Consider the following 23,072-nt stretch of genomic DNA (forward strand, 5'->3'; position numbering starts at 1 on the left):
ACGTTGGGGTTTTTTGCGCCTCTTGACTCTAAGGTCAGGCATCCGCGCAACGAATTCAACCCCCTTTCGAAGAAAAATTTCCTGTTGCAAAAAGCCCGGCGCTGGCCGGGCTTTTCTTGTCGTCGCTCAGAACTCGACCGAGGTCTGCAGGTATAGAGTACGGGGTTCGCCCACGTACTTGCCCTTGTTGTTGTCGTCGAACGAGCGGGTGTAGTACTCGCGGTTGAACAGGTTCTTCACTCCCACCGCCACCTTGAGGTTCGAAAGCGTAGGCCCGAAGTCGTAGCCGGCGCGGGTGCTGACCAGCATGTAGCCGGGTATGCGCCCGGTGCTGCCGTCGGCGCTCTCGCGGCTGGTGTTGGCGTTGTCGGCGTACTGGCTGCTCTGGAAGCTGCTGTCCAGGTTCAGCTGCCACGGGCCCTGGGTGTAGCCCACGCCCAGCGTGCCTTTGTGGCGGGACGAGAACGGTACCTGGTTGCCCTTGTTCGGCCCGTCTTCGCGAATGCTGGCGTCGACGAAGGCGTAGCCGGCGTGCACGTCGAACCCGGCCAGCGCCGGGCTGAGGCCGTCGAGGGCGTAGCGCAGGCTGGTCTCGATGCCCTGGTGGCGGGTTTCGCCGCGGGCGATCACCGAGTCGTTGGTCTGGTTGCTTTCGTACTGGTTGTCGAAGTTGATCAGAAATGCGCCGATTTCCGCCTGCAGGTCGCCATTGTCGTAGCGCGTGCCGACTTCCCAGGTGCGTGCCTTCTCCGGTTTCACCTCGCCGCTGCTGACCCGGTTGGGCATCTGGCTGTACTGCACGCTGCCGAACGAGCCTTCGGTGTTGGCGTAGAGGTTCCAGTTGTCGGTCAGGTGGTACATCACGTTGAGCGCCGGCAGCGCGGTGTTGTAGCTGCCCTGGTAGCGCTGGCCGCTGAGCTTGTTGCTCTGCTCGGAATCGATCATTTCGTAGCGGATGCCCGGGGTGATGGTCCAGCGCCCGATGTCGATGCGATCGTCCAGGTAGATCGCGTGGGCTTCGGTGCCGCCACGGGTATCGCGGTCGTTGCGGCTGGCGCTGCTTGGCAGGCGGTTGGCGTTGCTCGGCTCGCGGTAGCGCAGTTCGTGGCCAGCTTCGTTGACGTAGCGGTAGCCGATGCCCAGTTCGTGCCAGCTGTCGCCCAGGGCGACGCCTTGGGAGAAGCGGGTCTCGATGCCGCGCACCCAGTATTCGCGCGGTGACAGCGAGACGAAGCTGCCCTGGTCGAGGTAGCCGCTGCGCAGGGTCTTGGTGAAGAAGCTGTTGACGCTGAACTGGCGGTCGTCCTGCTTGTAGTCGTAGCCGAAGTTGAACAGCGTGCGGCGGCCCCAGAACTTGTCCTTGAGGCGGGTCGACTGGTACGGATCGGCGTCGAAGTCGGCGCTGCTCAGGCCACCGGGCATCTGCGCCTCGCCCTCGTAGTACTGGGCCATGGCGTGCAGGCTGTTGGCCTCGTCGAGCTGCAGCTTGCCCTTGAGCATCAGGTCGTCGATCTGCGTGTCGCTGTGCTCGCGCCAGTCGCCGCCACGCGTGCCGGAGTAGAGCAGCGCGCCGCCCAGGCCGTTGGCGTTGGTGCCGCCGACCAGCAGGTTGGCGCTGTTCTTGAAGCCATCGTGGCTGGACGACGGGCTGACCTGGTTCTGCATCGCCGCCTTGAACGTCGCTTGCTCGGGAATGGCGCGGGTCACGAAGTTGACGATGCCGCCGACGTTCTGCGGGCCGTAGCGCACCGCGCCGCCACCGCGCACCACGTCCACCGCGTCCATGTTGCCCAGGCTGATCGGCGCCAGCGACAGCTGCGGCTGGCCGTAGGGCGCGAAGGGCACCGGGATGCCGTCCATCAGCACGGTGGAGCGCGACGCCAGGCGCGGGTTGAGCCCGCGAATGCCGAAGTTCAGCGCCAAGTCGTGGCTGCCGGTGCCGTTGTTCTCCGGGGCGTTGACGCCGGGGATGCGGTTGAGCACTTCGCGGGCGCTGCTGGCGCCGCTGCGCTCGAACTCCTCGCGGCGCACCACGTCGCGGGCGCCGGGGTGTTCGAAGACGTTGTCCTGGCGCGCGTCGGCCAGCCAGTCGCCGACCACGGTCGAGGCGCCCAGCTCCATGGCCGCGTCCTGGCCGGTGGCCTGCACCGGTTGCAGGCTGTAGGCGTTGTCGGTCTCCCGGCGCGCCTGCAGGCCGCTGCCGCGCAACAGCGTGTCGAGGCCTTGGCCGACCTCGTACTGGCCCTCAAGGCCAGGGCTATCCAGGCCTTGGGTCAGTGCCGGGCTGAACGAGATCAGCGCGCCGCTTTCGCGGCCGAACTGGGTCAGGGCCTGTTCCAGGGTGCCGGAGGCGATGTGGTAATCGCGGGATTCGCCGGCCAGGGCGAACGGCGCGGCGAGGATCAGGGCGTAGGCGAGGGGGCTGGGGCGCAGGGGCATGTGGCGAAGGTCCTGTGACGAGAGGGTTCTGCCTTCTCTGTCACGCGAGGTTCGGGAAATGGCTCAGGTGATTGAAAAGAATTTCAGCAGGAGCCCGTGGGAGCGGGCTTGCCCCGCGATGGCGATGCAAGGCACTCACGAGGCAAGAAGCACCAACGCTCACAGGCCATGACCATCACTCGCTGTTCAGCCGGTTGACGCAGCCTCGAGCGACACCCAGTAGCGGGTGAACCGCCGCACCTTCACCGGCAGCGCCACCTCCAGCATCTCCAGGATCCGCTCACTGTCTGCCAGTGGATACGACCCGGAAATCCGCAGGTCGGCCACCCGTTCGCTGCAACCGAGCTGCCCGAGCCGGTAGCGCGACAGTTCGGCGAGAAAGTCCGTCAGGCGCATCTGCGACACCACCAGCATGCCGTCGACCCAGGCCGCGCGGTTCGGGTCCAGCGGCGCGACCGCCTGCCAGCCATCCGCGGCGAAGCGCGCCTGGTGGCCGGCCAGCAACGCCGTGCCCGCCACGCTGGCACTGCCGCTGAACACCGACACCAGGCTGAAACCGTCGAACTGGCGTACGTCGAAGCGACCGCTGTCCAGGCGCAACTCGCCCTGGGCCGTGTGCAGGCGCAACGGTCGCGGGTCGCTGTTCACCTCCAGCAGCAGCTCGCCCTCCAGCAGCCGCACCCGGCGTTGTTCGCTGTCGAAGCGCACATCGGCGGCGCTGCGGGTGTTCAGGTGCAGTTGGCTGCCGTCATCGAGCGCCAGATGCCGCCGTTGTCCCACCGGGCTGCGGTAGTCGGCCAGCAGCCCCGGCACTGGATTGTGCCCGTGCAGGCCCAGCCCGGTGGCGCTGGCCAGCCCTGTCAGCAGCAGTGCCTTGAGCGCTCGGCGCCGGGCCGGGGAGGGCGGTGCCTCGAGGGTCGCATGAACCACGGGCGAGGCCACCCCGCGCAGACGTTGGTTGACCTGCTGGATATGCGCCCAGGCCCGCTGGTGCTCGCTGTCGGCCAGCAACCAGCGTTCCAGGGCCTGCTGCTGGTCGAAGCCGGCGCTCTGCGATTCGATCAGCCAATGCACCGCCTGCTCGGCGATATGTGGGGCGAACGCGCTGTTCACAGGGCGAAGTAGCAGCGCAGGGCTGCCTTGTGCAGGTAGCGCTTGACCGTCGCCAGCGAGATGCCCAGCTCACGGGCGATCTCGCCCTGGCCCAGGCCATCGACCTGGGCCAGCAGGAAGGCGCGCTTGACCAGCGGCGGCAGGCCATCGAGCAGGCGGTCGAGCTCGAGCAGGGTGTCGAAGATGATCGCCTTCTGCTCTTCGCTGGGCGCCACTTGTTCGGGGAGTTGTGCCAGGGCCTCGAGGTAGGCGCGCTCCAGTTCCAGGCGGCGGAAGTGGTTGCACAGCACGCGCTTGGCCACGGTGGTGAGGAAGGCGCGGGGTTCGACCAGTTGCGGCGCTTCGCGCGCCTGGAGCAGGCGCACATAGGTGTCCTGGGCCAGATCGGCGGCGCTGTGCGGGCAGCCCAGGCGCCGCCGCAGCCAGCCGGTCAGCCAGCTGTGATGGGCGAGGTAGAGACCTTCGACGGTGGAAGAGAGGGCGCTGGGCACCGATGCGACTCCGGCGCCAGGTAGCGCAACTGGAAGTAAGAATTGTTCGCATTGTATTCATCCGTCCGGTGTTCGGCAATCGATGCCGATATCCGGGCGTTCACTGCGCGATGGTTCAGCCTGGCAACTCATCTCTGATGTTTTGCCTGTGAGAATTAAAATCATTACTATTGCAGCCCCGCCCCTCGGACCCTCGCCATGAACAGCAAAGCCGCCGGCATCCCCTTGAGCTACCGCCTGGCCGTGACCTCGCGCAGTCTGGCCGCGTTGCTGGGCGGCTACCTGCTGGCGTCCATGGCCAGCATCGCCATCGCCCTGCTCGCGCCCATGGCCCAGGTCGATGCCGCGCTGACCGGCATGATGCTGTCGTTCGTGGTCTATCTGCTGGCCTTTCTCTGGTGCTTCGCCTGCCGCAGCGCCTGGCGGGCCTGGCTCGGCGTGCTGCTGCCGAGCCTGGCGCTGGGGTTGATCAATGGCCTGGCCTATTGGATGAAACAGCCATGAAAGAGGGCTTGCGCCAGGCCATGGCCTGGCTACACACCTGGACCGGCCTGATCTTCGGCTGGCTGCTGTTCGCCATTTTCCTCACCGGAACGCTGTCGTACTTCAAGGACGAGATCAGCCACTGGACCCAGCCCGAGGTCCAGTTTCACCCCTTGGACCCGGTGGCCAGCCTCGGCATGGCCCAGCGCTATCTCGAAGCCAACGCCGGCCATGCCAGCACCTGGTTCATTCGCCTGCCCAGCGAGCGCGATGCCGCCCTCGGTGTCACCTGGCGCGACCCCAACGGCGTCGGTCGCGCGGCTTTCACCAACAAGGCGCTGGACGCGCGCAGCGGCGAGGCGGTCGAGGCGCGTGACACGCGCGGTGGCGAGTTCTTCTACCGCTTCCACTTCCAGCTGCAGATGCCCCATCCATGGGGGCGCTGGCTGTCGACTTTCTGCGCCTTCATCATGCTGCTGGGGCTGGTCACCGGGATCATCACCCACAAGAAGATCTTCAAGGAGTTCTTCACCTTCCGCCCCGGCAAGGGCCAGCGTTCCTGGCTCGACGGGCACAACGCCATCGGCGTGCTGGTGCTGCCGTTCCACCTGATGATCAGCTACAGCAGCCTGGTGATCTTCATGTACATGGTCATGCCGGCCGGCATCCTGGCCAGCTACGGCGACAGCGATGGTTACTTCAACGACCTGTTCGGGCGTGACGAGGTGGTCAGCGCTGCCGCCCAGCCGGCGCCGCTGGTGCCGTTGACCGAGTTGTACGCCAAGGTCCAGGCACATGCGCCGGGGGCGCGGATGGGCTTCATCCAGGTGCTGAACCCCGGTGATCGCAATGCCCGGGTCAACTTCTCCTGGACGCCCGCGGACAGCGTCGCCTATTCGCGCAGCGCCACCTGGACCTTCGACGGCAGCAGCGGCGCACTGCTTCAGCAAGGTACGCCGGAAAGCGCGGCGATGAAGACCTCTTTCACCCTGGTCGGCCTGCACATGGGCAACTTCGCCGGGCCCTGGCTGCGCTGGCTGTACTTCGTGTTCGGCGTGGCCGGCACGGCGGTGATCGGCACCGGCCTGGTGATGTGGCTGGGCAAGCGCCAGCTCAAGCATGCCAAGAGCGCGCGCATGCCCGGCGAGCTGCGCCTGGTCGAAGTGCTGAACATCGCCGGCATGAGCGGCCTGCTGCTGGGCGTGGCGGCGTTCTTCTGGACCAATCGCCTGCTGCCGGTAGGCCTGGAAGGGCGCGCCGACTGGGAAATCGATGCGTTCTTCCTGGCCTGGGGGCTGTCGTTGCTGCACGCCATGCTGCGGCCGGGGCGTCGCGCCTGGGGCGAGCAGTTGCTGCTGGGCGCGCTGGCGTTCGCCTTGCTGCCGCTGCTCAATGCCCTGACCACCGGCAAGGGCCTGGACCATTCCATCGCCACGGGCGACTGGGTCATGGCCGGGTTCGACCTCACCGCGCTGGCGACCGGGCTGTTCCTGGCCTGGGCGGCTGGCAAGATGCTGCGCGCGCCCAAGCCTGCGCCCAAGCGTGCGCCACGCGCGGTGAAAACCGTGGAGGCGAGCTGATGCTGGCGATCGCCCTGATCGGCTTCGCCGGTTTCGCCGGCCTGTGCCTGGCCATGGACAAGCATTTCAGCGACCTGCTCGGACGCAAGCCCACGGCGTTCCAGCTGCGCGCCCTGCGCCTGGGCGGCTGGGCGTTGCTGCTGCTGTCGGTGGTCCTGGCCGTGCATTGGCGTGGTTGGGCCTTGGGCCTGGTGGAGTGGATCGCGGTGCTGATGGCCGGGGTGACGCTATGGGTATTCGCGCTGCCCTATCAACCGCGCCTGCTGCTTGGCCTGGCAGCGGCCAGCCTGGTGCTCGGGCCGCTGCTGGCCGTGCTGGCGGTGTAGGGCGGTGAGCGAGCCGGGCGCCGACAACGGCAGTGGCCGGGCGCGTTTTCTCCAGGTGTTCCTCGCCCAGCGCGCGCGCATGGAGGCGCTGGTCAGCCGGCGCATCGGCTGCCGCGCCACGGCCTCGGACCTGGTCCAGGACCTGTTCCTGCGTTTCTGGCGTCGCCCCGAGGTGCAGGTCGAGGCGCTCGATACCTACCTGTTGCGCAGTGCCAGCAACCTGGCCATCGACCATCTGCGCAGCGAAGGCACGCGGGATCGCGCCACCGAGGGCCTGCACAACGCTGATGATCCGGCGTGCGCCCCGGCACCCGAACAGGCCCTGGAAGTCGACCACGACCTGCAGCGCATCGAGGCGGCCCTGCGCGCCTTGCCCGAGCGTACCCGGCAGATCTTCCTGCTCAACCGCATCCATGGCTGTACCTACGGTGAGATCGCCAAGGCCATGCAGCTGTCCCAGAGCGCAGTGGAAAAGCATATGATGCGCGCCCTCGAAGCGTGCAAGGCGAGCGTCGCCGAACCCGCATCCCCACTGCGCCGGCCAGGGAGCGCCCGTCGATGAATGTTGAACAGCCGATCAGCGCCGAACAGTCCCAGGCGGCCCTGCGCTGGCTGGGACGTATCCAGCAGCAGCCGGCGCAGGCGCAGGGCGCGGCGTTCAAGCGCTGGCTGCTGGAGCACCCGGCCCATCGCCAGGCCTATGCCGAGGCCCAGGCGCTGTGGCGGCTGAGCGAAGTACCGGCGGCGCGGCTGGCGCTCGAGGAACGGGACAGCCTGCAGCAGTACCTCGAGGCGATGAACCGACCATCCCGCCGACGCCCCTGGCGCGGCCTGGCGGTCGCGGCCTGCCTGGTGCTGGCGCTGGGTTGCGCGGCGGGCTGGCAGCCACAGTCCTGGCTGCAGGACCTGCGCGCCGACTACACCAGCGGCGAGCGAGTGCGCCAGGTGACCCTGGCGGACCGTTCGCAGCTCACGCTGGACGCCGGCAGCGCCGTGGTGGTGGATTTCGACCATGGCGAGCGGCGCGTGCGGCTACTGCGGGGCGCAGCGTTCTTCGAAGTGACCCATACCGGCCAGCCGTTCATGGTCGAGGCCAATGGCGGTGAGGTGCGCGTGCTGGGTACCCAGTTCGAAGTTCGCGACCAGAATCAAGGCGCCTTGGTCACGGTGCGCAGCGGGCGGGTGGCGGTCACGGCGGGGCCGGGCCAGATGCCCCGGGAGCTGACGGCCAACCAGCAATTGGCCTATGCCGCGGGCGAGGCCGGCGCCGTCGAGGTCGCGGACAGCGAAAGCCGCCTGGCCTGGCGCCAGGGTTGGCTGAACTACTACCAAGTACCGCTGGGGCAGGTGGTCGAGGACCTCGGGCGCTATTACCCCGGGCGGATCCTGCTGCTCGACGGTGATCTGGCGCAGCGTAAGGTCAGTGGCAGTTTCCCGCTGGAAGAGCCGCTGGCGGCGCTGGACTCGCTGGGCAAGGTCATGGGCTTTTCGCGGCAGACACTGCTGGGGCGACTGACCGTATTGCGTTGACCTGTGCCGACGCCATCGCGGGGCAAGTCGCATCGGCGTACCGCCGCTCCCACGAGCCAGACACAAGCTGCGTGGGAGCGGGTTTACCCGCGATGGCGTCGGTACGGCAAAAAAATCCGATCAGGCGATGAGGTATCCCACCGCGGCATACGTGTAGTGAGTGGAAGTGCGATTCATTCGCAAACGATCATCCCTCTCACAGGTCAGCGTCCATGAAGTTCTCCCCGCGTTGTGTCCCGCTCTGGTTCGGTCTCTGTTCCTTGCCCGCGATGGCCGTCGCGCCCCAGGCCCTGGCCGCGCAGCAGAGCCAGGCCTACCGCTTCGCCCAGCCAAGCCAGCCGCTGGCCCAGGCGCTCAATGCCTTCAGTCGCGCCACCGGGCAGAGCGTGGTCTACACCTTGGCGCTGCCCGACCTGCAGGCCCCGGCCTTGAACGGTACCTTCGACGCCGAGCAGGCCCTGCAGCAATTGCTCGGCGGTTCGGGCCTGGGCTGGCGCCGTCTCGACGCCCGTACCCTGACCCTGGAGCCCATGGATACTTCCGGCGCGCTCAAGCTGCAGGCGATCAATATCGACTCCCAGAGCGACAGCTACAGCTACCAGCCGCCGACCAGCGCCTCGATCATGCGCGGCCAGGGCCCGACCCTGGATATCCCCCAGGCCATCAACGTGGTGCCGGCCCAGGTGATCCGCGACCAGGCGCCGCGCAACCTCGACGACGCGCTGTACAACGTCAGCGGCATCACCCAGGGCAACAACTTCGGTGGCACCGCCGACACCGTGATGAAGCGTGGCTTTGGCGACAACCGCGACGGCTCGATCATGCGCGATGGCATGCCGATCGTGCAGGGCCGCGCGCTCAATGCCAGCACCGAGCGGGTCGAGGTGCTCAAGGGGCCGGCCTCGCTGCTGTACGGCATCCAGGACCCGGGCGGGGTGATCAACGTGGTCAGCAAGCGTCCGCAGCTCGAGCAATACAACGCCCTGACCCTGCGCGGCTCGACCTACGGCAGCGGCAAGAACGGCAGCGGTGGTGGCCTGGACAGTACCGGCGCGCTGGGCGACAGCAACCTGGCCTACCGGCTGATCGTCGACCACGAGGACGAGGACTACTGGCGCAACTACGGTGTGCATCGCGAATCGCTGGTGGCGCCGTCGCTGGCCTGGTACGGCGAGGATACCCAGGTGGTGCTGACCTACGAGCACCGCGAGTTTCTCTACCCGTTCGACCGCGGCACCGCCTTCGGCAGCGATGGGCACCCGCTGGACATTCCCGCCACCCGCCGTCTCGACGAGCCGTTCAACGACATGCAAGGGCGCTCCGACCTGTACAGCCTGGAGGTCGATCACCAACTGGCCGACGACTGGAAGCTGCATTTCGGCTACAGCTTCAACCGCGAGACCTACGACGCCAGCCAGGTCCGCGTGACCGGGGTGGATGAACGCAGGGGCACCCTGACGCGCAGCATCGACGGCACCCAGGGCGCGATGAGCCGCGATCAGTTCGCCACCCTCAGCCTCAACGGCAGCGTGGAGCTGGCGGGCATGCGCCACGACCTGGTGCTGGGCGCCGACCACGAGGACCGCAAGGTCTACCGCGCCGACCTGATCCGCCAGAACAGCCGCTCGACCTTCAGCTACCTCGACCCGGTCTATGGCCGAGAAGTGCAGGGCACCACCGTGCGTGCCAGCGACAGTGACCAGACCGACAAGCTGCGCAGCGACTCGCTGTTCCTCCAGGATGCCTGGCACCTGGACGAGCACTGGATCCTGGTGGCCGGCGGGCGCTTCCAGCAGTACGACCAGTACGCCGGTCGTGGCCGACCGTTCACCGCCAACACCGACACCAGCGACCAGACCTGGGTGCCCCATGCCGGCGTGGTGTACAAGGTCGACGAACAGCTGTCGTTCTATGGCAGCTACAGCGAGTCGTTCAAGCCCAACTCCACCATCGCCCCGCTGAGCATCGGCGGTGGCCGCACGCTGACCCTCGACTCCGGCGTCGCGCCGGAAGAGGGCAAGTCGTGGGAAATCGGGGCCAAGCTCGATGTGCCGGGCGCGGTGACCGGTACCCTGGCGCTGTTCGACATCACCAAGCGCAATGTGCTGGTGGCCGATGGCGACAGCCAGCCCGGCACCATCCTCTACAGCAACGCCGGCGAGGTGCGTTCGCGAGGTGTCGAGCTGGACTTGAGCGGCCAGCTCAGCGAGCGCTGGAGCCTGATCGGCGCCTATGCCTTCACCGATGCCGAGGTGACCAAGGACCCGCAGCTCAAGGGCAATCGCCTGCAGAACGTCGCCCGGCACAGCGGTTCGCTGTCGGCGGTGTACGACTACGGCAGCCTGTTCGGCGGCGACAACCTGCGCCTGGGCGCCGGTGCCCGCTATGTGGGCGAGCGGGCCGGCAATGCGACCAACGATTTCGAGCTGCCGGCCTACACCGTGGCCGATGCCTTCGCCAGCTACGAGACCAGGCTGGACGAGCACAAGGTGCGTCTGCAACTGAACGTGAAGAACCTGTTCGACAAGGTTTACTACAGCTCGGCGGTGAACCGTTACTTCGTTGCGGTGGGGGATGCGCGGCAGGTCAGTCTGTCGAGCACGTTCGAATTCTAGATCGCCGGGACCGCGTTGCGGTCCTTTCGCGGTACAAGGCCGCTCCTGCAACTGGCGAACGCCGCCCGATACTCCCCCGGCGTCGCGCCCAGCACCTGGCGGAAGCGGTTGTTGAAATGGCTGGCGCTGGCGAATCCACACGCCAGCGCCACCTCGCCCAATGGCAGCGCGTCCAGGCGCAGCAAGCGGCACGCCCGCTGCAGCCGTCGGGCCAGCAGGTACTGGTGCGGCGGCAGGCCGAAGCTCGCCCGGAACATCCGCGCGAAGTGGTATTCGGACAGGTTGCAGCGCAGCGCCAGCTCGCCCAGCGTCAGCGGCTGGTCGAGGTTGGCTTCGATGTAGTCCACCAACTGCCTGCGTTGGTACGGCGCCAAACCTCCCTTGAGCTTGAGGCCCTGGCGCAAGCCAGCCTGGTTGAGCACCGCGTGGTCGATGATGTCGTGGGCCAGGCTGCTGGCCAGCAAGCGTTCGCCGGGTTCGGCCCAGTCCAGGGTGATCAGCTCCCGGAAGCGCCGGGCCTGTTGGGGTTCGTCGAGAAAGGTTTCTTCGCGCAGTTGCATCTCTCGCGGTTCGCGGTCCAGCAGGCGGGTACAGCCGAGGGCGAACTGCGCCTCGCTGATGTACAGGTGGGCCAGGCGGATCGGCCCGTTGACCACCCAGTTCGACTCGTGGCCGGCGGGCATGATGCACAGCTTGTCCGGCGCGCCCTTGTCGGCCGGGCGCTGGCGGCGGAAGGTGCCGGTGCCGTCGGCGATGTAGCAGGACAGGGTGTGGTGGCTGGGGGCGTGGTAGTCGCGGGCGTCGTCGCGGTTGCTCCACAAGGCGGCCGCCAGTCCGTCGCCCAGGTGCGCGCTCAGCTCCAGCCGGGCGTTGGGCGAGGCGTGCATGGCGTTGAAGACGTGCAGGTGATCGAGTGCGGGCATGGGCGGTTCCTCTGCTGGCCATCGTACTGCGCTGGCGCCGAGAAGACAGCTGGCGCGAGTGGAAAAGCGCAAGTTTGTGCAAGCGCCGGACCGGTGTGGCGCAAGAAACTGGGCTCATGGGGTGCCCATCGCGGGGCAAGCCCGCTCCCACGAAGACCTTCTGCGGCCTGTGGGAGCGGGCTTGCCCCGCGATGGGCCTAATGCCTGTCGAGGGAGTCCAACATGAACCTGTCGCTCTACCTGCTCACCGTCCTGATCTGGGGCACCACCTGGATCGCCCTGAAACTGCAGTTGGGCGAGGTTGCCATCGCGGTGTCGATCGTCTACCGCTTCGCTCTGGCCGGGGCGGTGCTGTTCGCGTTCTTGCTGCTCACCCGCCGCCTGCAACCGATGGACCGGCGCGGCCACCTGGTGTGCCTGGCCCAGGGCTTTTGCCTGTTCTGCGTCAACTTCATGTGTTTTCTCACCGCCAGCCAGTGGGTCGCCAGCGGCCTGATCGCCGTGGTGTTCTCCACCGCGACGCTGTGGAACGCGATCAATGCGCGGATCTTCTTCGGCCAGAAGATCGCCGCCAACGTGATTGGCGGTGGCGCAATGGGGCTGCTGGGGCTGGGGCTGCTGTTCTGGCCGGAGCTCTCCCATCATGCGGCCAGCCGCGAAACCCTCTACGGGCTGGGGCTGGCCTTGCTCGGCACGCTGTGCTTCTCGGCCGGCAACATGCTGTCGAGTTTGCAGCAGAAGGCCGGCCTCAAGCCGCTGACGACCAATGCCTGGGGCATGCTGTATGGCGCTTCGATGCTGGCGGTGTACTGCCTGGTAAGCGGCATTCCCTTCACCATCGAATGGAACGCGCGCTACATCGGTTCGCTGCTGTACCTGGTGATCCCGGGCTCGGTGATCGCCTTCACCGCCTACCTGACCCTGGTCGGACGCATGGGGCCGGAGCGGGCGGCCTACTGCACGGTGCTGTTCCCGCTGGTGGCGTTGAACGTGTCGGCGTTTGCCGAGGGCTACGAGTGGACGGCGCCGGCGTTGCTGGGGTTGGTGGCGGTGATGGCGGGCAATGTGCTGGTGTTTCGCAAGCCCGTGGCCAGGCCCGCATCGGCCGCGCTGGCGCGGTGAGAGAGGCTGGCTAGACTTGCCCGGACGTTTTCGTCTGGGGAAAGGGAATGTCCTGCGCTTCATCCTGGAACAGGCCGCTGACGCCGGTGCAGCTCTGGCTGCTGTGCTCGGCGGCATTGGCGCTGCACATCCTGCCATTGCTCATGGCCGACATGCCGTTCCTGGACGACTTCGCGCGCCAGCACCTGGCCAGCAATGATTGGGGGCATGTAGGGCGGCCGTTGGTGGTCGCCCTGTTCGCCGCGCTCAGTTTCGCGCCGGGGGCGGTGAACCTCTACCCGCTGCCGCTGCTGCTGGCCGTGCTGCTCACGGGCGATGCCCTGGCGCGCCTGGTGCGGCACTGGTTCGCCACGCCGACGCTCAGCGCCGTGCTGGTGGTGCTGCCGCTGTGGTGCCAGCCGTTCTTTCTGCAGAACCTTTCGTACCAGTACGACGGCGCCACCATGGCCCTGTCGCTGGCGGCCTGCGCGTGGGCCATCGTCCTCGGCGCGCAGCCGCTGCGCGGCTGGCTCTACGGGGCGCTGCTGGTCGCGATGGCGGCCGCGCTGTACCAACCCGCTGTGAACCTGTTCGCCGCATTGTGTGGCCTCGAGGCGATGCGCCGGGTCATCGAGGGCGCCAGGCTGGCGCTGATCGGTCGGCGTGTCGGCGCGCGCCTTGGCCAGTTGCTGCTCGGCTGTCTGTTGTACTACGCCAGCAGTGCCTGGATGGTCAGCTCGAGCCGTGCCGGGCTGCTGGCGTTCGATGGCCAGTGGCTGGGCGAGGTCGGCCATCGGCTGGCGGCTACGGTCGATACGGTCGGCCTGCTGGTCACCCCGGTGAGCGCCTGGGTCTTCGCCGCGCTGATCCTGCTGGCGTTGCTGGCCCTGGGGCGGCATCTGCTCGCCGTGTGGCGTCGCCCGTTGCCTGGGCGCGAGCGCCTGGGCCTGAGCCTGGCCTTGTTGTTGCCGGTGCCGCTGGTGCTTCTGTGCGTGCCTGGCCTGATCCTGCTGCTGGCGGAGTTCGAGCAGACGGTGCGCGTGCTGCTCGGGCTGGGAGCCTTCCTGGCGCTGCTGGCGTACCTGGCCCATGACACGTTGGCCGGGCTGCCACGGATCCGTGTGCTGGTGCTGGCGATCCCGGTGTTGTTCATGCTCTCGTATGCCTATGCCTATGGTCGTGTGCTGGTGTTGCAGAAGACCTTGCACCAGTCGATCGCCCAGGCCCTGGCCCACGATCTGTCGTCCACGCCGGCGCTGCGGGGGGCCAGGCATCATTACCTGCTGGGGTTCTGGCTGAAGCAGCCCTGGATTCCGGCAGCCCAGGGCACGCTGCAGGCGATGCCGGCGATCGCCAGGATCCACGCCTACAACTACCTGGTATTGCCCGAGATGTTGCCGCGGATGGGTATCGGCGACTTGCACACCTTCTATGGCGGCGCGCCGCTGGATCGCCGGCAGGTGCTGGCGAGCAGCCCTGCGCCAGAGGTTTCCAGCCGCTTCTACGATATCCATCTGGTCGGCGACGCCGCCTATGTGCTGGTGCATCCGGCGCAGGATACGGGCCAATGAGCCTGTCGCGTTTCATCCGCTATGGCCTGGTCGGCGTCGGCAACACCCTGGCGCACTGGCTGGTGTTCCTGGGCCTGCACCTGGGGCTGGGGCTGCGCCAGGCCGGCAGCAACCTGCTGGGCTTCGCCGTGGCGGCGAGCCTGTCCTACTACATGAATGCCCACTTCACCTTCGCCGTGCGCCCCAGCCGTCGGCGCTATGTGCTGTTCCTGTTGGGGATGGGCGGCCTGAGCGTGGCCATCGGCGCTTTCTCCGACCATGCCGAGCTGTCGCCCTGGCTGACTTTGGTAACCTTCTCCCTGGTCAGCCTGGTGGTGGGCTACGCCTATTCGCACACCGTGGTGTTCAGACGGAGAACCCCATGAACATTACCCTGGTGGTACCGGTATACAACGAGCAGGAGACCCTGCGGCGCTTCTACCAGGCCGTGCGCGCCGAGCCGTCGCTGCGCGACAAGACGGTGGAGATCGTCTTCGTCAACGATGGCAGCAGCGACGACACCGAGGCCATCTGCGCGGAGCTGGCCGCTGGCGACGAGTGGGTCACGGCGATCAGCTTCTCGCGCAACTTCGGCAAGGAGTCGGCGTTGTTCGCAGGGCTGGAGTATGCCGAGGGCGATGCGGTGGTGCCGATCGATGTCGACCTGCAGGACCCGATCGCAGTGGTGGCGCAGATGATCGAGCGCTGGCAGGGCGGGGCCGACGTGGTCCTGGCCAAGCGCCGCAGCCGCATCGCCGACACGCGCTTCAAGCGCTGGACGGCGCGGCTCTACTACCGCTTGCACAACGCCATCGCCTCGATGCCCATCGAGGAGAACGTCGGCGATTTCCGCCTGCTCGATCGCAAGGTGGTCGCCGCCATCCGGCAGATGCCGGAGCAGCAGCTGTTCATGAAGGGCGTGCTGTCGTGGGTGGGCTTTCGCACCGAGATCATCGAGTACGACCGCCAGGAGCGCGCGGCGGGCAACAGCAAGTTCGGCTTCTGGCGCCTGTGGAACCTGGCGCTGGACGGCATCACCTCGTTCAGCACCGTGCCGTTGCGGCTATGGACCTACCTCGGTGGCGGGGTTTCGCTGGTCGCCTTGGTGTATGCGGCGTTCCTGGTGATCGACAAGCTGGTGTTCGGCAACGACCTGCCGGGGTATCCGTCGCTGATGGCGGCGATCCTGTTCCTGGGTGGGGTGCAACTGATCGGGATCGGCATCCTTGGCGAATACATCGGGCGGATCTACCAGGAGACCAAGCACCGACCGCGGTATGTGGTGCGCAAGGTACTGGGCAGGCGGCGGCAGCCTCGATGATGCATCGCGGGGCAAGCGCGTTCTCACGAGCCCCGCGATGAAGGCTTCAGTGTTTCCACACCTGGGGGTTCACCAGGTCTCGCGGCCGCTCGCCCAGCAGCGCCGCACGCAGGTTGTCCATGGCGCGGTTGGCCATGGCCTCGCGGGTCTCGGCGGTGGCCGAGCCGATGTGCGGCAGGGTCAGGGCGTTGGGCAGCTTGAACAGCGGCGAATCGCTCAGCGGTTCCTTTTCGTACACATCCAGCCCGGCACCGCGAATCGTGCCGTTCTGTAGCGCCTCGACCAGCGCCGCCTCGTCCACAACCGGCCCACGGGCGATGTTGATCAGGAACGCGCTGGGCTTCATCAGTTTCAGCTCGCGCTCGCCGATCAGCTTGCGGGTGTCCTCGGACAGCGGCACCACCAGGCAGACGAAATCGGCTTCGCCCAGCAGCGCGTCCAGGCTGCGGAACTGCGCGCCCAGTTCCTGTTCCAGCGCGGCCTTGCGGCTGTTGCCGGTGTACAGCACCTGCATGTTGAAGCCGAAGTGGCCACGGCGGGCGATGGCGGCGCCGATGTTGCCCAGGCCGACGATGCCCAGTTTCTTGCCGTGCACGTCGCTGCCGAACTGCGCCGGTCCCACGGTGGCCTGCCATTGCCCGGCCTTGGTCCAGGCGTCTAGCTCGGCGGTGCGGCGGGCGCAGCCCATGATCAGGGCGAAGCCCAGGTCGGCGGTGCTTTCGGTGAGCACGTCGGGGGTATTGGTCAGGGCGATGCCGCGCTCGTTGAAGTAGTCCAGGTCGTAGTTGTCGTAGCCGACCGAGACGCTGGACACCACCTCCAGCTTGCCCGCGCCTTCGAGCTGCGCCCGGCCGAGCTTGCGGCCGACGCCGATCAGGCCGTGGGCCTCGGGCAGGGCTTCGCTGAACTGGGCAGCGATGTCACCGAGTTTGGGGTTGGGCACGATCACGTTGAAGTCTTGCTGCAGGCGTTCGGCCATGGCCGGGGTGATGCGGCTGAAGGCCAGGACGGTCTTTTTCATCGGGCTGCTTCTCTGCAAGGCGGGAGGACGGAGTCAGGCAGAAGAGCGGGGCCGCTGTGCGGCCCTTTCGCGACGCAAGGCCGCTCCTACAGGTGCCGCGTAACCCTGTAGGAGCGGCCTTGCGTCGCGATGGAGGGCGAAGCCCTCCCATGTCCCTGTCTGCCAGACGCTGGAATCAATGGTTAGCAACCTACCATTGTCCCCACCCCCAATGCACCGGCTTTTTCAGTTGGCGATCAGCAGCTCGTGGGTCTTCAGGTCGGCCTCATGGGCGGCGAGAATCTCCGGCAGCGAGTTGCGCAGGTACTCGACCCAGGTCTTGATCTTCGCATCCAGGTACTGGCGCGATGGGTAGATCGCGTACAGGTTCAGCTCCTGCAGACGATACTCCGGCATGATCCGCACCAGGCTGCCATCACGCAGGCCATCGATGGCGGTGTAGATCGGCAGCACGCCCACGCCCATGCCGCTGCGGATCGCGGTCTTCATCGCGTCCGCCGAGTTGACCTGGAACGGCGAGGTGGTGATGTTGACCATCTCCTGGCCTTCCGGCCCGTCGAACAGCCACTTCTCCAGCGGGATCACCGGGCTGACCATGCGCAGGCAGGCATGCTGGAGCAGGTCGGCCGGTTTGTGCGCGCTGCCGTGGCGGGCCACGTACTCGGGCGAGGCGCAGACGATGCTGTAGGTGATGCCCAGGCGCTGGGAGACGAAGCCCGAGTCCGGCAGCTCGCTGGCCAGCACGATGGACACGTCGTAGCCCTCGTCCAGCAGGTCGGGCACGCGGTTGGCCATGGTCAGGTCGAAGGTCACGTCCGGATGCGACTCGCGGTAGCGGGCGATGGCGTCGACCACGAAGTGCTGGCCGACGCCGGTCATCGAATGCACCTTCAGCTGCCCGGCCGGGCGCGCATGGGCATCGCTGGCCTCGGCTTCGGCCTCCTCGACGTAGGTGAGAATCTGTTCGCAGCGCATCAGGTAGCGCTTGCCTGCTTCGGTCAGCGCGATGCGCCGGGTGGTGCGGTTGAGCAGGCGGGTTTGCAGATGGGCTTCCAGGTTGGAGACCGCCCGCGACACGTTCGCGGTGGTCGTATCCAGTTGCGCGGCGGCAGCGGTGAAGCTGCCGAGCTGGGCGACGCAACTGAAAGCACGCATGTTTTGCAGGGTGTCCATGGGTCACTCTCGGTTTAGAGGACAAAATTGTGACATGAAGTAACGCAAATGCACGTCCGACTAAAGCCGGATTATCGCTGTTTTGGTAACAAAGATTCGCAGGAATATACGCTTATCGCCAATGAAACCCGCCCCTAGAATTGCTCGGCCCCTCCACCTCTTCCTCGGGAAATCGCCGCTGTGCCGCGTCGCAACATCAGAGCGCTCCATGCGCTCAGTGCCTGTGCCCTTTGTCTCACCTTGAGCGGCTGTATCGGAACCTGGGGCATTGCCCCGCAAAGCAAGACAATCCAAGCCAATTCACTCGCCACCGACGAGGCCATCCGCGAGGCCGCGCGCGATGCCAACTGGCCAGCCCAGCAATGGTGGCGCGGCTATGGCGATGCCCAGCTGAACGACTGGATCGCCCTGGCCCTGGCCGGCAGCCCGAGCATGGCCATGGCCGCCGCCCGGGTGCGTGAAGCCAAGGCCATGGCCGGCGTGGTCGAGTCGGCCGAGAAGCTGCAGGCCAATGGCAACGCCACGCTCAAGCGCCACAACTGGCCCGAGGATCAGTTCTACGGCCCGGGCGCGCTGTCCGGCGCCAATACCTGGGACAACAATGCCGCCATTGGCCTGAGCTACGCGCTGGACCTGTGGGGCCGCGAGCGCAACGCCAGCGAACAGGCCGTGGACCAGGCGCACGTGAGCGTCGCCGAGGCGCGCCAGGCCCAGCTGGAGCTGGAGAACAACGTGGTGCGCGCTTACATCCAGCTCAGCCTGCATTACGCCCGACGCGATATCGTCCAGGCCGAGCTGGTGCAGCAGGAGCAGATCCTCGCCCTGGCCAAGCGCCGCCTCGACGGCGGCATCGGCACCCATTTCGAGGTCAGCCAGGCCGAGGCGCCGCTGCCGGAAACCCATCGGCAGATCGACAGCCTCAACGAGGAAATCGCCCTGACCGGCAACCAGCTGGCGGCCCTGGCCGGCCAGGGGCCGGGGCAGGGCGCGAAGCTGCGACGCCCGAGCCTGACCCTTGGCGCGCCGCTCACCTTGCCGTCGAACTTGCCCGCCGAACTGGTCGGCCAGCGTCCCGACGTGGTCGCCAGCCGCTGGCAGGTGGCGGCCCAGGCTCGTGGCATCGACGTGGCCCATGCCGGCTTCTTCCCCAATGTCGACCTGGTCGGCGGCCTCGGTTTCATGGCCACCGGTGGCGGGCCGCTGGAGTTTCTCACCGGGCGCAAGTTCAACTACAACGTGGGGCCTGCCATCAGCCTGCCGATCTTCGACGGCGGCCGCCTGCGCTCGCAACTGGGCGTGGCCTCGGCCGGCTATGACATGGCCGTGGCGCGCTACAACCAGACGGTGATCGGCGCGCTGAAGAACATCTCCGACCAGCTGATCCGTCGCGAATCGATGAAGGAGCAGGCGCATTTCGCCGCAGAAAGCGTGGCTGCGGCGCAGAAGACCTACGACATCGCCACAGTCGCCTTCCAGCGTGGCCTGACCGATTACCTCAACGTGCTCAATGCGCAGACCCTGCTGTTCCGCCAGCAACAGGTGCTGCAGCAGGTGCAGGCCGCGCGCCTGACCGCCCACGCCGAGCTGGTCACCGCCTTGGGCGGCGGCCTCGAGGCGGGCAAGGACGTGCCCGATCAAGAGCGCCAGGCCGCGCCGAAAACCCCGGCCACCCTGGCCATCTTCGACCAGCCGGATCACCCCGAATGAGCACACTGAGCTTGCCCTTGCGCTGGCTGCGGAGCCTGGAATGGCGCCGGGGCTTCTTCGCCTGGGCGCGTACCGATGGCGTCACCTGGGTCTACATCTTCAAGGTACTGGCCGCCGCGTTCATCACCCTGTGGCTGGCCATGCGCCTGGAGTTGCCGCAGCCGCGCACGGCGATGATCACCGTGTTCATCGTCATGCAGCCGCAGAGCGGCCATGTGTTCGCCAAGAGCTTCTACCGCGTGCTCGGCACCCTGGCCGGCTCGGCGATGATGGTCGCGCTGATCGCGATCTTCCCGCAGAACACCGAGCTGTTCCTGCCCAGCCTGGCGCTGTGGGTCGGCCTGTGCTCGGCGGGGGCCATGCGCTACCGCACCTTCCGCGCCTATGGCTTCGTGCTGGCCGGCTACACGGCGGCGATGATCGGCCTGCCGGTCCTGCAGCACCCCGACCAGGCGTTCATGGCGGCGGTATGGCGGGTGCTGGAGATCGCCCTGGGGATTCTCGTCTCGACCTTCGTCAGCGCCGCGATCCTGCCGCAATCGGCCAGCGCCGCCATGCGCAACGCCCTGTACCAGCGTTTCGGCACCTTCGCCGGGGTGGTGGTCGAGGCCCTGCATGGCGACAGCCAGCGCGACCGCTACGAGACCAGCAACGTGCGCTTCGTCGCCGAGGCGGTGGGCCTGGAGAGCCTGCGCAACGTCACCGCCTTCGAAGATCCGCACATGCGTCGGCGCTCTGGCCGGCTGGTGCGCATGAACAGCGAGTTCATGGCCATCACCACGCGCTTCAACGCCCTGCACCGGCTGCTCGAACGGCTGCGTGCCCGTGGCCCGTTGCAGATCGTCGGCGCCATCGAGCCGGGGCTTGCGACCCTCGCCGAGCTGCTCGAGCCTTATGTGGGGCGCGCCCTGACCGACGCCGACGCGCTGCGCCTGGCGCTGGAGCTGGGCAGCTACAAGGAAGGCCTGCAGGCGCAAGTGCGCGGCTTGCGCGCCCAATACCTGCAAACCAACCCCAGCGAATCCGACCTGCTCGACTTCCATACCGCCTTCGAACTGCTCTATCGCTTTGTCGACGAGATGTACAGCTACGCCGAGACCCACGCTTCGCTGGCGGTGCACAAGCACGAGCGCGAGCAGTGGGACGAGCCCTACGTGGCCCAGACCAGTTGGCTGGTGTCGCTGGCCGCCGGCGTGCGCGCCTCGGCGGTGCTGTTGTTGCTGGGCAGCTACTGGCTGCTCAGCGACTGGCCCAGCGGCGCGATGATGACCCTGATCGCCACGGTCACCGTGGGCCTGTCGGCGGCCTCGCCGAACCCCAAGCGCATGTCGTTCCAGATGGCCTGCGGCACGGCGCTCGGCGCGTTCATCGGCTTCTTCGAGACCTTCTTCGTGTTCCCCTGGATCGACGGTTTCGCGCTGCTGTGCATGGTCCTGGCGCCGGTGTTCGTGCTCGGCGCGTTCCTTGCGTCACGCCCGGCTTACGCGGGTTACGGCCTGGGCCTGCTGGTGTTCTTCGCCATCGGTTCGGTGCCGAACAACCTGACCGTCTATGACCCCTATACCTTCATCAACGACTACATCGGCATGGTCATCGGCATGTTCGTCTGCGCCGCCGCCGGGGCGATCATCCTGCCGCCCAACAGCCGCTGGCTGTGGAGCCGCCTGGAGCAGGCGCTGCGCGAACAGGTGCTGTTCGCCATCGGCGGGCGCTTGCGTGGGCTGGGGTCGGCCTTCGAGAGCCGCACCCGCGACCTGCTGCACCAGGCCTATGGCCTGGCCGCCGGCAAGCCGCGGGTGCAGAGCGAGCTGATGGGCTGGATGTTCACCGTGCTGGAGATCGGCCACGCGATCATCGAGCTGCGCAAGGAGCAAGCCCGCGCGCCGGTCCATCCGGCCTATGCCGAGAGTCAGCCCTGGCGCCAGGCCATCCGCGTGATGGGCCGGGCCCTGGCGCGTTTGTTCCTGCAGCCCAGCGCCAGCAACCATGAGCGCGCCCTGGTGGCGGTGGATCATGCCATCAGCCGTGTGCAGGCCACCGACGAACCCTTCGCCCGGCACTTCGACACCTCGGTGCTGCGCCGTGCGCAGAGCTACCTGCATTTCATCCGTTCCTCCCTGCTCGACCCACAGTCGCCGCTGGCACCGGCGAAAGGAATGCACCATGCCCCGTGAGATCGCCTTCCATGGCGTGTACATGCCCACCATGACCTTGATGTTCCTGTTCGCCCTGGGCCTGGCCTGGGGCCTGGACCGGTTCATCGCCAGCGTGGATGGCTATCGCTTCTTCTGGCACCCGGCGCTGCTGCGCCTGTCGCTGTTCGTCTGCCTGTTCGGCGCCCTGGCGCTGTCGCTCTACTGGTGAGAATCCTTCGATGAAAAAGTTTTTCAGCCTGATCGCCACCCTGCTGGTGCTGGCCGCCGCCGTGGTGATCGGTCGCCAGTTGTGGCAGCACTACATGACCACGCCATGGACCCGCGACGGTCGGGTGCGCGCCGACATCATCAATGTCGCCGCCGATGTACCGGGCTATGTGGTCGATGTGCCGGTGCTGGACAACCAGCGGGTGAAGAAGGGCGACGTGCTGATGCGCATCGACCCCGAGCACTACCAGCTGGCGGTGGACCAGGCCAAGGCCATGGTCGCATCGCGCAAGGCCACCTGGGAGATGCGCAAGGTCAACGCCAAGCGCCGGGCCGATATGGACAACCTGGTGATCTCCAAGGAGAACCGCGACGACGCCAGCAACATCGCCAACTCGGCCCTGGCCGACTACCAGCACGCCCAGGCGCAACTGGCCGCCGCCGAGCTGAACCTCAAGCGCACGCAGATCGTCGCCACCGTCGATGGCTACGTGACCAACCTGAACATCCACCGGGGCGACTACGCGCGTACCGGCGAGGCGGTGATGGCGGTCGTGGACGAGCATTCGTTCTGGGTCTACGGCTTTTTCGAGGAGACCAAGCTGCCCCATGTGAAAGTGGGCAACCAGGCCGAGCTGCAGATGATGAGCGGCGAGCGCCTCAAGGGGCATGTAGAAAGCATCGCCCGGGGTATCTACGACCGTGACAACCCGCAGAGCCGCGAGCTGATCGCTGACGTAAACCCGACCTTCAACTGGGTGCGCCTGGCGCAGCGGGTGCCGGTGCGCATTCATATCGATGAGGTGCCCGAGGGCTTCCTGCTGGCGGCGGGGACCACCTGCACCGTGGTGGTCACGCCGGACAGCGATTGACTCGCTTTGGTGCCGGGTACCTCGGGCGCTTGCTTCGCGGGTGAACCCGCTCCCACAGAGAGAGCGCATGGCCCGAGGTCCGTGGGAGCGGGTTCAGCCGCGAACACCGGCGTAGCCGGTGCCAGCCACCGCGTCGCCTGTTTCGCCAGCAAGGCTGGCGCCCACGGTTTGGCGCCGGGGCTCAGCGGTGCATGAACTGCGGGGCGCGTTTCTCGGCGAAGGCGGCCATGCCTTCCTTCTGGTCGTCGATGGCGAAGGTCGAGTGGAACAGCCGGCGCTCGACCCGCACGCCTTCGCTCAGGTTGCTCTCGAACGCGTGGTTGACCGCTTCCTTGGCCATCATGGTCACCGGGCCCGAATAGCCGGCAATGCGCGAGGCGGCCTGCAGCGCTTCGTCGAGCAGCGTGGCGTCGCTGACGCGGCGGCTGACCAACCCGCAGCGCTCGGCTTCCTCGGCGTCCATG

At 67.0% G+C, this 23,072-nt stretch carries 21 protein-coding genes; 14 read left to right on the forward strand and 7 right to left on the reverse strand.

Annotated elements, in window-relative coordinates; genetic code table 11:
* Window positions 1-126 precede the first annotated feature (126 nt).
* From fecA to N5D48_RS07980, 3 genes are all read right to left on the reverse strand, one after another.
* Entirely contained in the window at window positions 127-2,439 is a 2,313-nt protein-coding gene (gene fecA, locus N5D48_RS07970; protein WP_279882915.1) for a TonB-dependent Fe(3+) dicitrate receptor FecA, read from the reverse strand.
* 186 nt (window positions 2,440-2,625) lie between these two features.
* Window positions 2,626-3,552, reverse strand: a complete 927-nt coding sequence (locus N5D48_RS07975; RefSeq protein WP_279882917.1) for a FecR family protein — start codon at window positions 3,550-3,552, stop codon at window positions 2,626-2,628.
* On the reverse strand, window positions 3,549-4,043 hold the full coding sequence (locus N5D48_RS07980; protein ID WP_279882919.1) for a sigma-70 family RNA polymerase sigma factor: 495 nt from the start codon (window positions 4,041-4,043) through the stop codon (window positions 3,549-3,551). The genes N5D48_RS07975 and N5D48_RS07980 overlap by 4 nt, the downstream gene beginning before the upstream one ends.
* 198 nt (window positions 4,044-4,241) lie before the next feature.
* On the opposite strand from N5D48_RS07980, the gene N5D48_RS07985 reads away from it, so the two are divergent.
* The 6 genes from N5D48_RS07985 (at window position 4,242) to N5D48_RS08010 (ending at window position 10,577) form a co-directional block, all read left to right on the forward strand.
* Window positions 4,242-4,547 carry a DUF3649 domain-containing protein gene (locus tag N5D48_RS07985; RefSeq protein ID WP_279882921.1) on the forward strand — a complete coding sequence of 102 codons (306 nt, stop codon included), beginning with the start codon at window positions 4,242-4,244 and terminating at the stop codon, window positions 4,545-4,547.
* Window positions 4,544-6,106: a PepSY-associated TM helix domain-containing protein gene (locus tag N5D48_RS07990; RefSeq protein ID WP_279882923.1), complete on the forward strand. Its 1,563-nt coding sequence runs from the start codon at window positions 4,544-4,546 to the stop codon at window positions 6,104-6,106. Before N5D48_RS07985 ends, N5D48_RS07990 begins: the two co-directional genes overlap by 4 nt.
* Window positions 6,106-6,432, forward strand: a complete 327-nt coding sequence (locus N5D48_RS07995) for a DUF3325 domain-containing protein (RefSeq protein WP_279882925.1) — start codon at window positions 6,106-6,108, stop codon at window positions 6,430-6,432. The genes N5D48_RS07990 and N5D48_RS07995 overlap by 1 nt, the downstream gene beginning before the upstream one ends.
* 4 nt (window positions 6,433-6,436) lie before the next feature.
* The gene (locus N5D48_RS08000; RefSeq protein ID WP_279882927.1) at window positions 6,437-6,994 is read left to right on the forward strand and encodes an RNA polymerase sigma factor; all 558 of its coding nucleotides are present in this window, start codon (window positions 6,437-6,439) and stop codon (window positions 6,992-6,994) included.
* Window positions 6,991-7,962, forward strand: a complete 972-nt coding sequence (locus N5D48_RS08005) for a FecR domain-containing protein (protein WP_279882929.1) — start codon at window positions 6,991-6,993, stop codon at window positions 7,960-7,962. Before N5D48_RS08000 ends, N5D48_RS08005 begins: the two co-directional genes overlap by 4 nt.
* Before the next feature lie 212 nt (window positions 7,963-8,174).
* The gene (locus N5D48_RS08010; RefSeq protein WP_279882931.1) at window positions 8,175-10,577 is read left to right on the forward strand and encodes a TonB-dependent receptor; all 2,403 of its coding nucleotides are present in this window, start codon (window positions 8,175-8,177) and stop codon (window positions 10,575-10,577) included.
* Here the strand turns inward: N5D48_RS08010 and N5D48_RS08015 are convergent.
* Window positions 10,574-11,500 carry an AraC family transcriptional regulator gene (locus N5D48_RS08015; protein WP_279882933.1) on the reverse strand — a complete coding sequence of 309 codons (927 nt, stop codon included), beginning with the start codon at window positions 11,498-11,500 and terminating at the stop codon, window positions 10,574-10,576. The two genes, N5D48_RS08010 and N5D48_RS08015, sit on opposite strands and share 4 nt — an antisense overlap.
* A gap of 222 nt (window positions 11,501-11,722) precedes the next feature.
* On the opposite strand from N5D48_RS08015, the gene N5D48_RS08020 reads away from it, so the two are divergent.
* Genes N5D48_RS08020 through N5D48_RS08035 form a run of 4 tightly spaced genes read left to right on the forward strand, consistent with a single transcriptional unit; the run spans window position 11,723 to window position 15,472 of the window.
* The gene (locus N5D48_RS08020) at window positions 11,723-12,622 is read left to right on the forward strand and encodes a DMT family transporter (protein WP_279882935.1); all 900 of its coding nucleotides are present in this window, start codon (window positions 11,723-11,725) and stop codon (window positions 12,620-12,622) included.
* Window positions 12,623-12,669: 47 nt separating this feature from the next.
* A complete protein-coding gene (locus N5D48_RS08025) occupies window positions 12,670-14,172 on the forward strand; it encodes a glucosyltransferase domain-containing protein (protein ID WP_279882937.1) in 1,503 nt (500 codons plus the stop codon).
* Entirely contained in the window at window positions 14,169-14,537 is a 369-nt protein-coding gene (locus N5D48_RS08030) for a GtrA family protein (protein ID WP_279882939.1), read from the forward strand. The genes N5D48_RS08025 and N5D48_RS08030 overlap by 4 nt, the downstream gene beginning before the upstream one ends.
* The gene (locus N5D48_RS08035) at window positions 14,534-15,472 is read left to right on the forward strand and encodes a glycosyltransferase family 2 protein (protein ID WP_279882941.1); all 939 of its coding nucleotides are present in this window, start codon (window positions 14,534-14,536) and stop codon (window positions 15,470-15,472) included. The genes N5D48_RS08030 and N5D48_RS08035 overlap by 4 nt, the downstream gene beginning before the upstream one ends.
* A gap of 46 nt (window positions 15,473-15,518) precedes the next feature.
* Here N5D48_RS08035 and N5D48_RS08040 read toward each other — a convergent pair whose 3' ends face one another.
* On the reverse strand, window positions 15,519-16,493 hold the full coding sequence (locus tag N5D48_RS08040) for a D-glycerate dehydrogenase (RefSeq protein ID WP_279882943.1): 975 nt from the start codon (window positions 16,491-16,493) through the stop codon (window positions 15,519-15,521).
* A 225-nt stretch (window positions 16,494-16,718) separates the two neighbouring features.
* Window positions 16,719-17,666, reverse strand: a complete 948-nt coding sequence (locus tag N5D48_RS08045) for a LysR family transcriptional regulator (RefSeq protein ID WP_279882946.1) — start codon at window positions 17,664-17,666, stop codon at window positions 16,719-16,721.
* A 180-nt stretch (window positions 17,667-17,846) separates the two neighbouring features.
* Here N5D48_RS08045 and N5D48_RS08050 point away from each other — a divergent pair, with 180 nt between their 5' ends.
* Genes N5D48_RS08050 through N5D48_RS08065 form a run of 4 tightly spaced genes read left to right on the forward strand, consistent with a single transcriptional unit; the run spans window position 17,847 to window position 22,608 of the window.
* Window positions 17,847-19,373, forward strand: a complete 1,527-nt coding sequence (locus N5D48_RS08050; RefSeq protein ID WP_279882948.1) for an efflux transporter outer membrane subunit — start codon at window positions 17,847-17,849, stop codon at window positions 19,371-19,373.
* Complete coding sequence (locus N5D48_RS08055) at window positions 19,370-21,547, forward strand: FUSC family protein (RefSeq protein ID WP_279882950.1); 2,178 nt, start codon at window positions 19,370-19,372, stop codon at window positions 21,545-21,547. Before N5D48_RS08050 ends, N5D48_RS08055 begins: the two co-directional genes overlap by 4 nt.
* Window positions 21,537-21,737, forward strand: a complete 201-nt coding sequence (locus N5D48_RS08060; protein ID WP_028689551.1) for a DUF1656 domain-containing protein — start codon at window positions 21,537-21,539, stop codon at window positions 21,735-21,737. Before N5D48_RS08055 ends, N5D48_RS08060 begins: the two co-directional genes overlap by 11 nt.
* Window positions 21,738-21,747: 10 nt before the next feature.
* Window positions 21,748-22,608, forward strand: coding sequence for an HlyD family secretion protein (locus tag N5D48_RS08065; protein ID WP_279882953.1), 861 nt, complete (start codon window positions 21,748-21,750; stop codon window positions 22,606-22,608).
* Window positions 22,609-22,789: 181 nt separating this feature from the next.
* Here N5D48_RS08065 and N5D48_RS08070 read toward each other — a convergent pair.
* Window positions 22,790-23,072 (reverse strand): enoyl-CoA hydratase-related protein (locus tag N5D48_RS08070; RefSeq protein WP_279882955.1); only part of this gene is annotated, 283 nt, incomplete at its 5' end.

It is taken from the genome of Pseudomonas sp. GD03858, from assembly GCF_029840925.1.
Lineage (GTDB): Bacteria > Pseudomonadota > Gammaproteobacteria > Pseudomonadales > Pseudomonadaceae > Aquipseudomonas.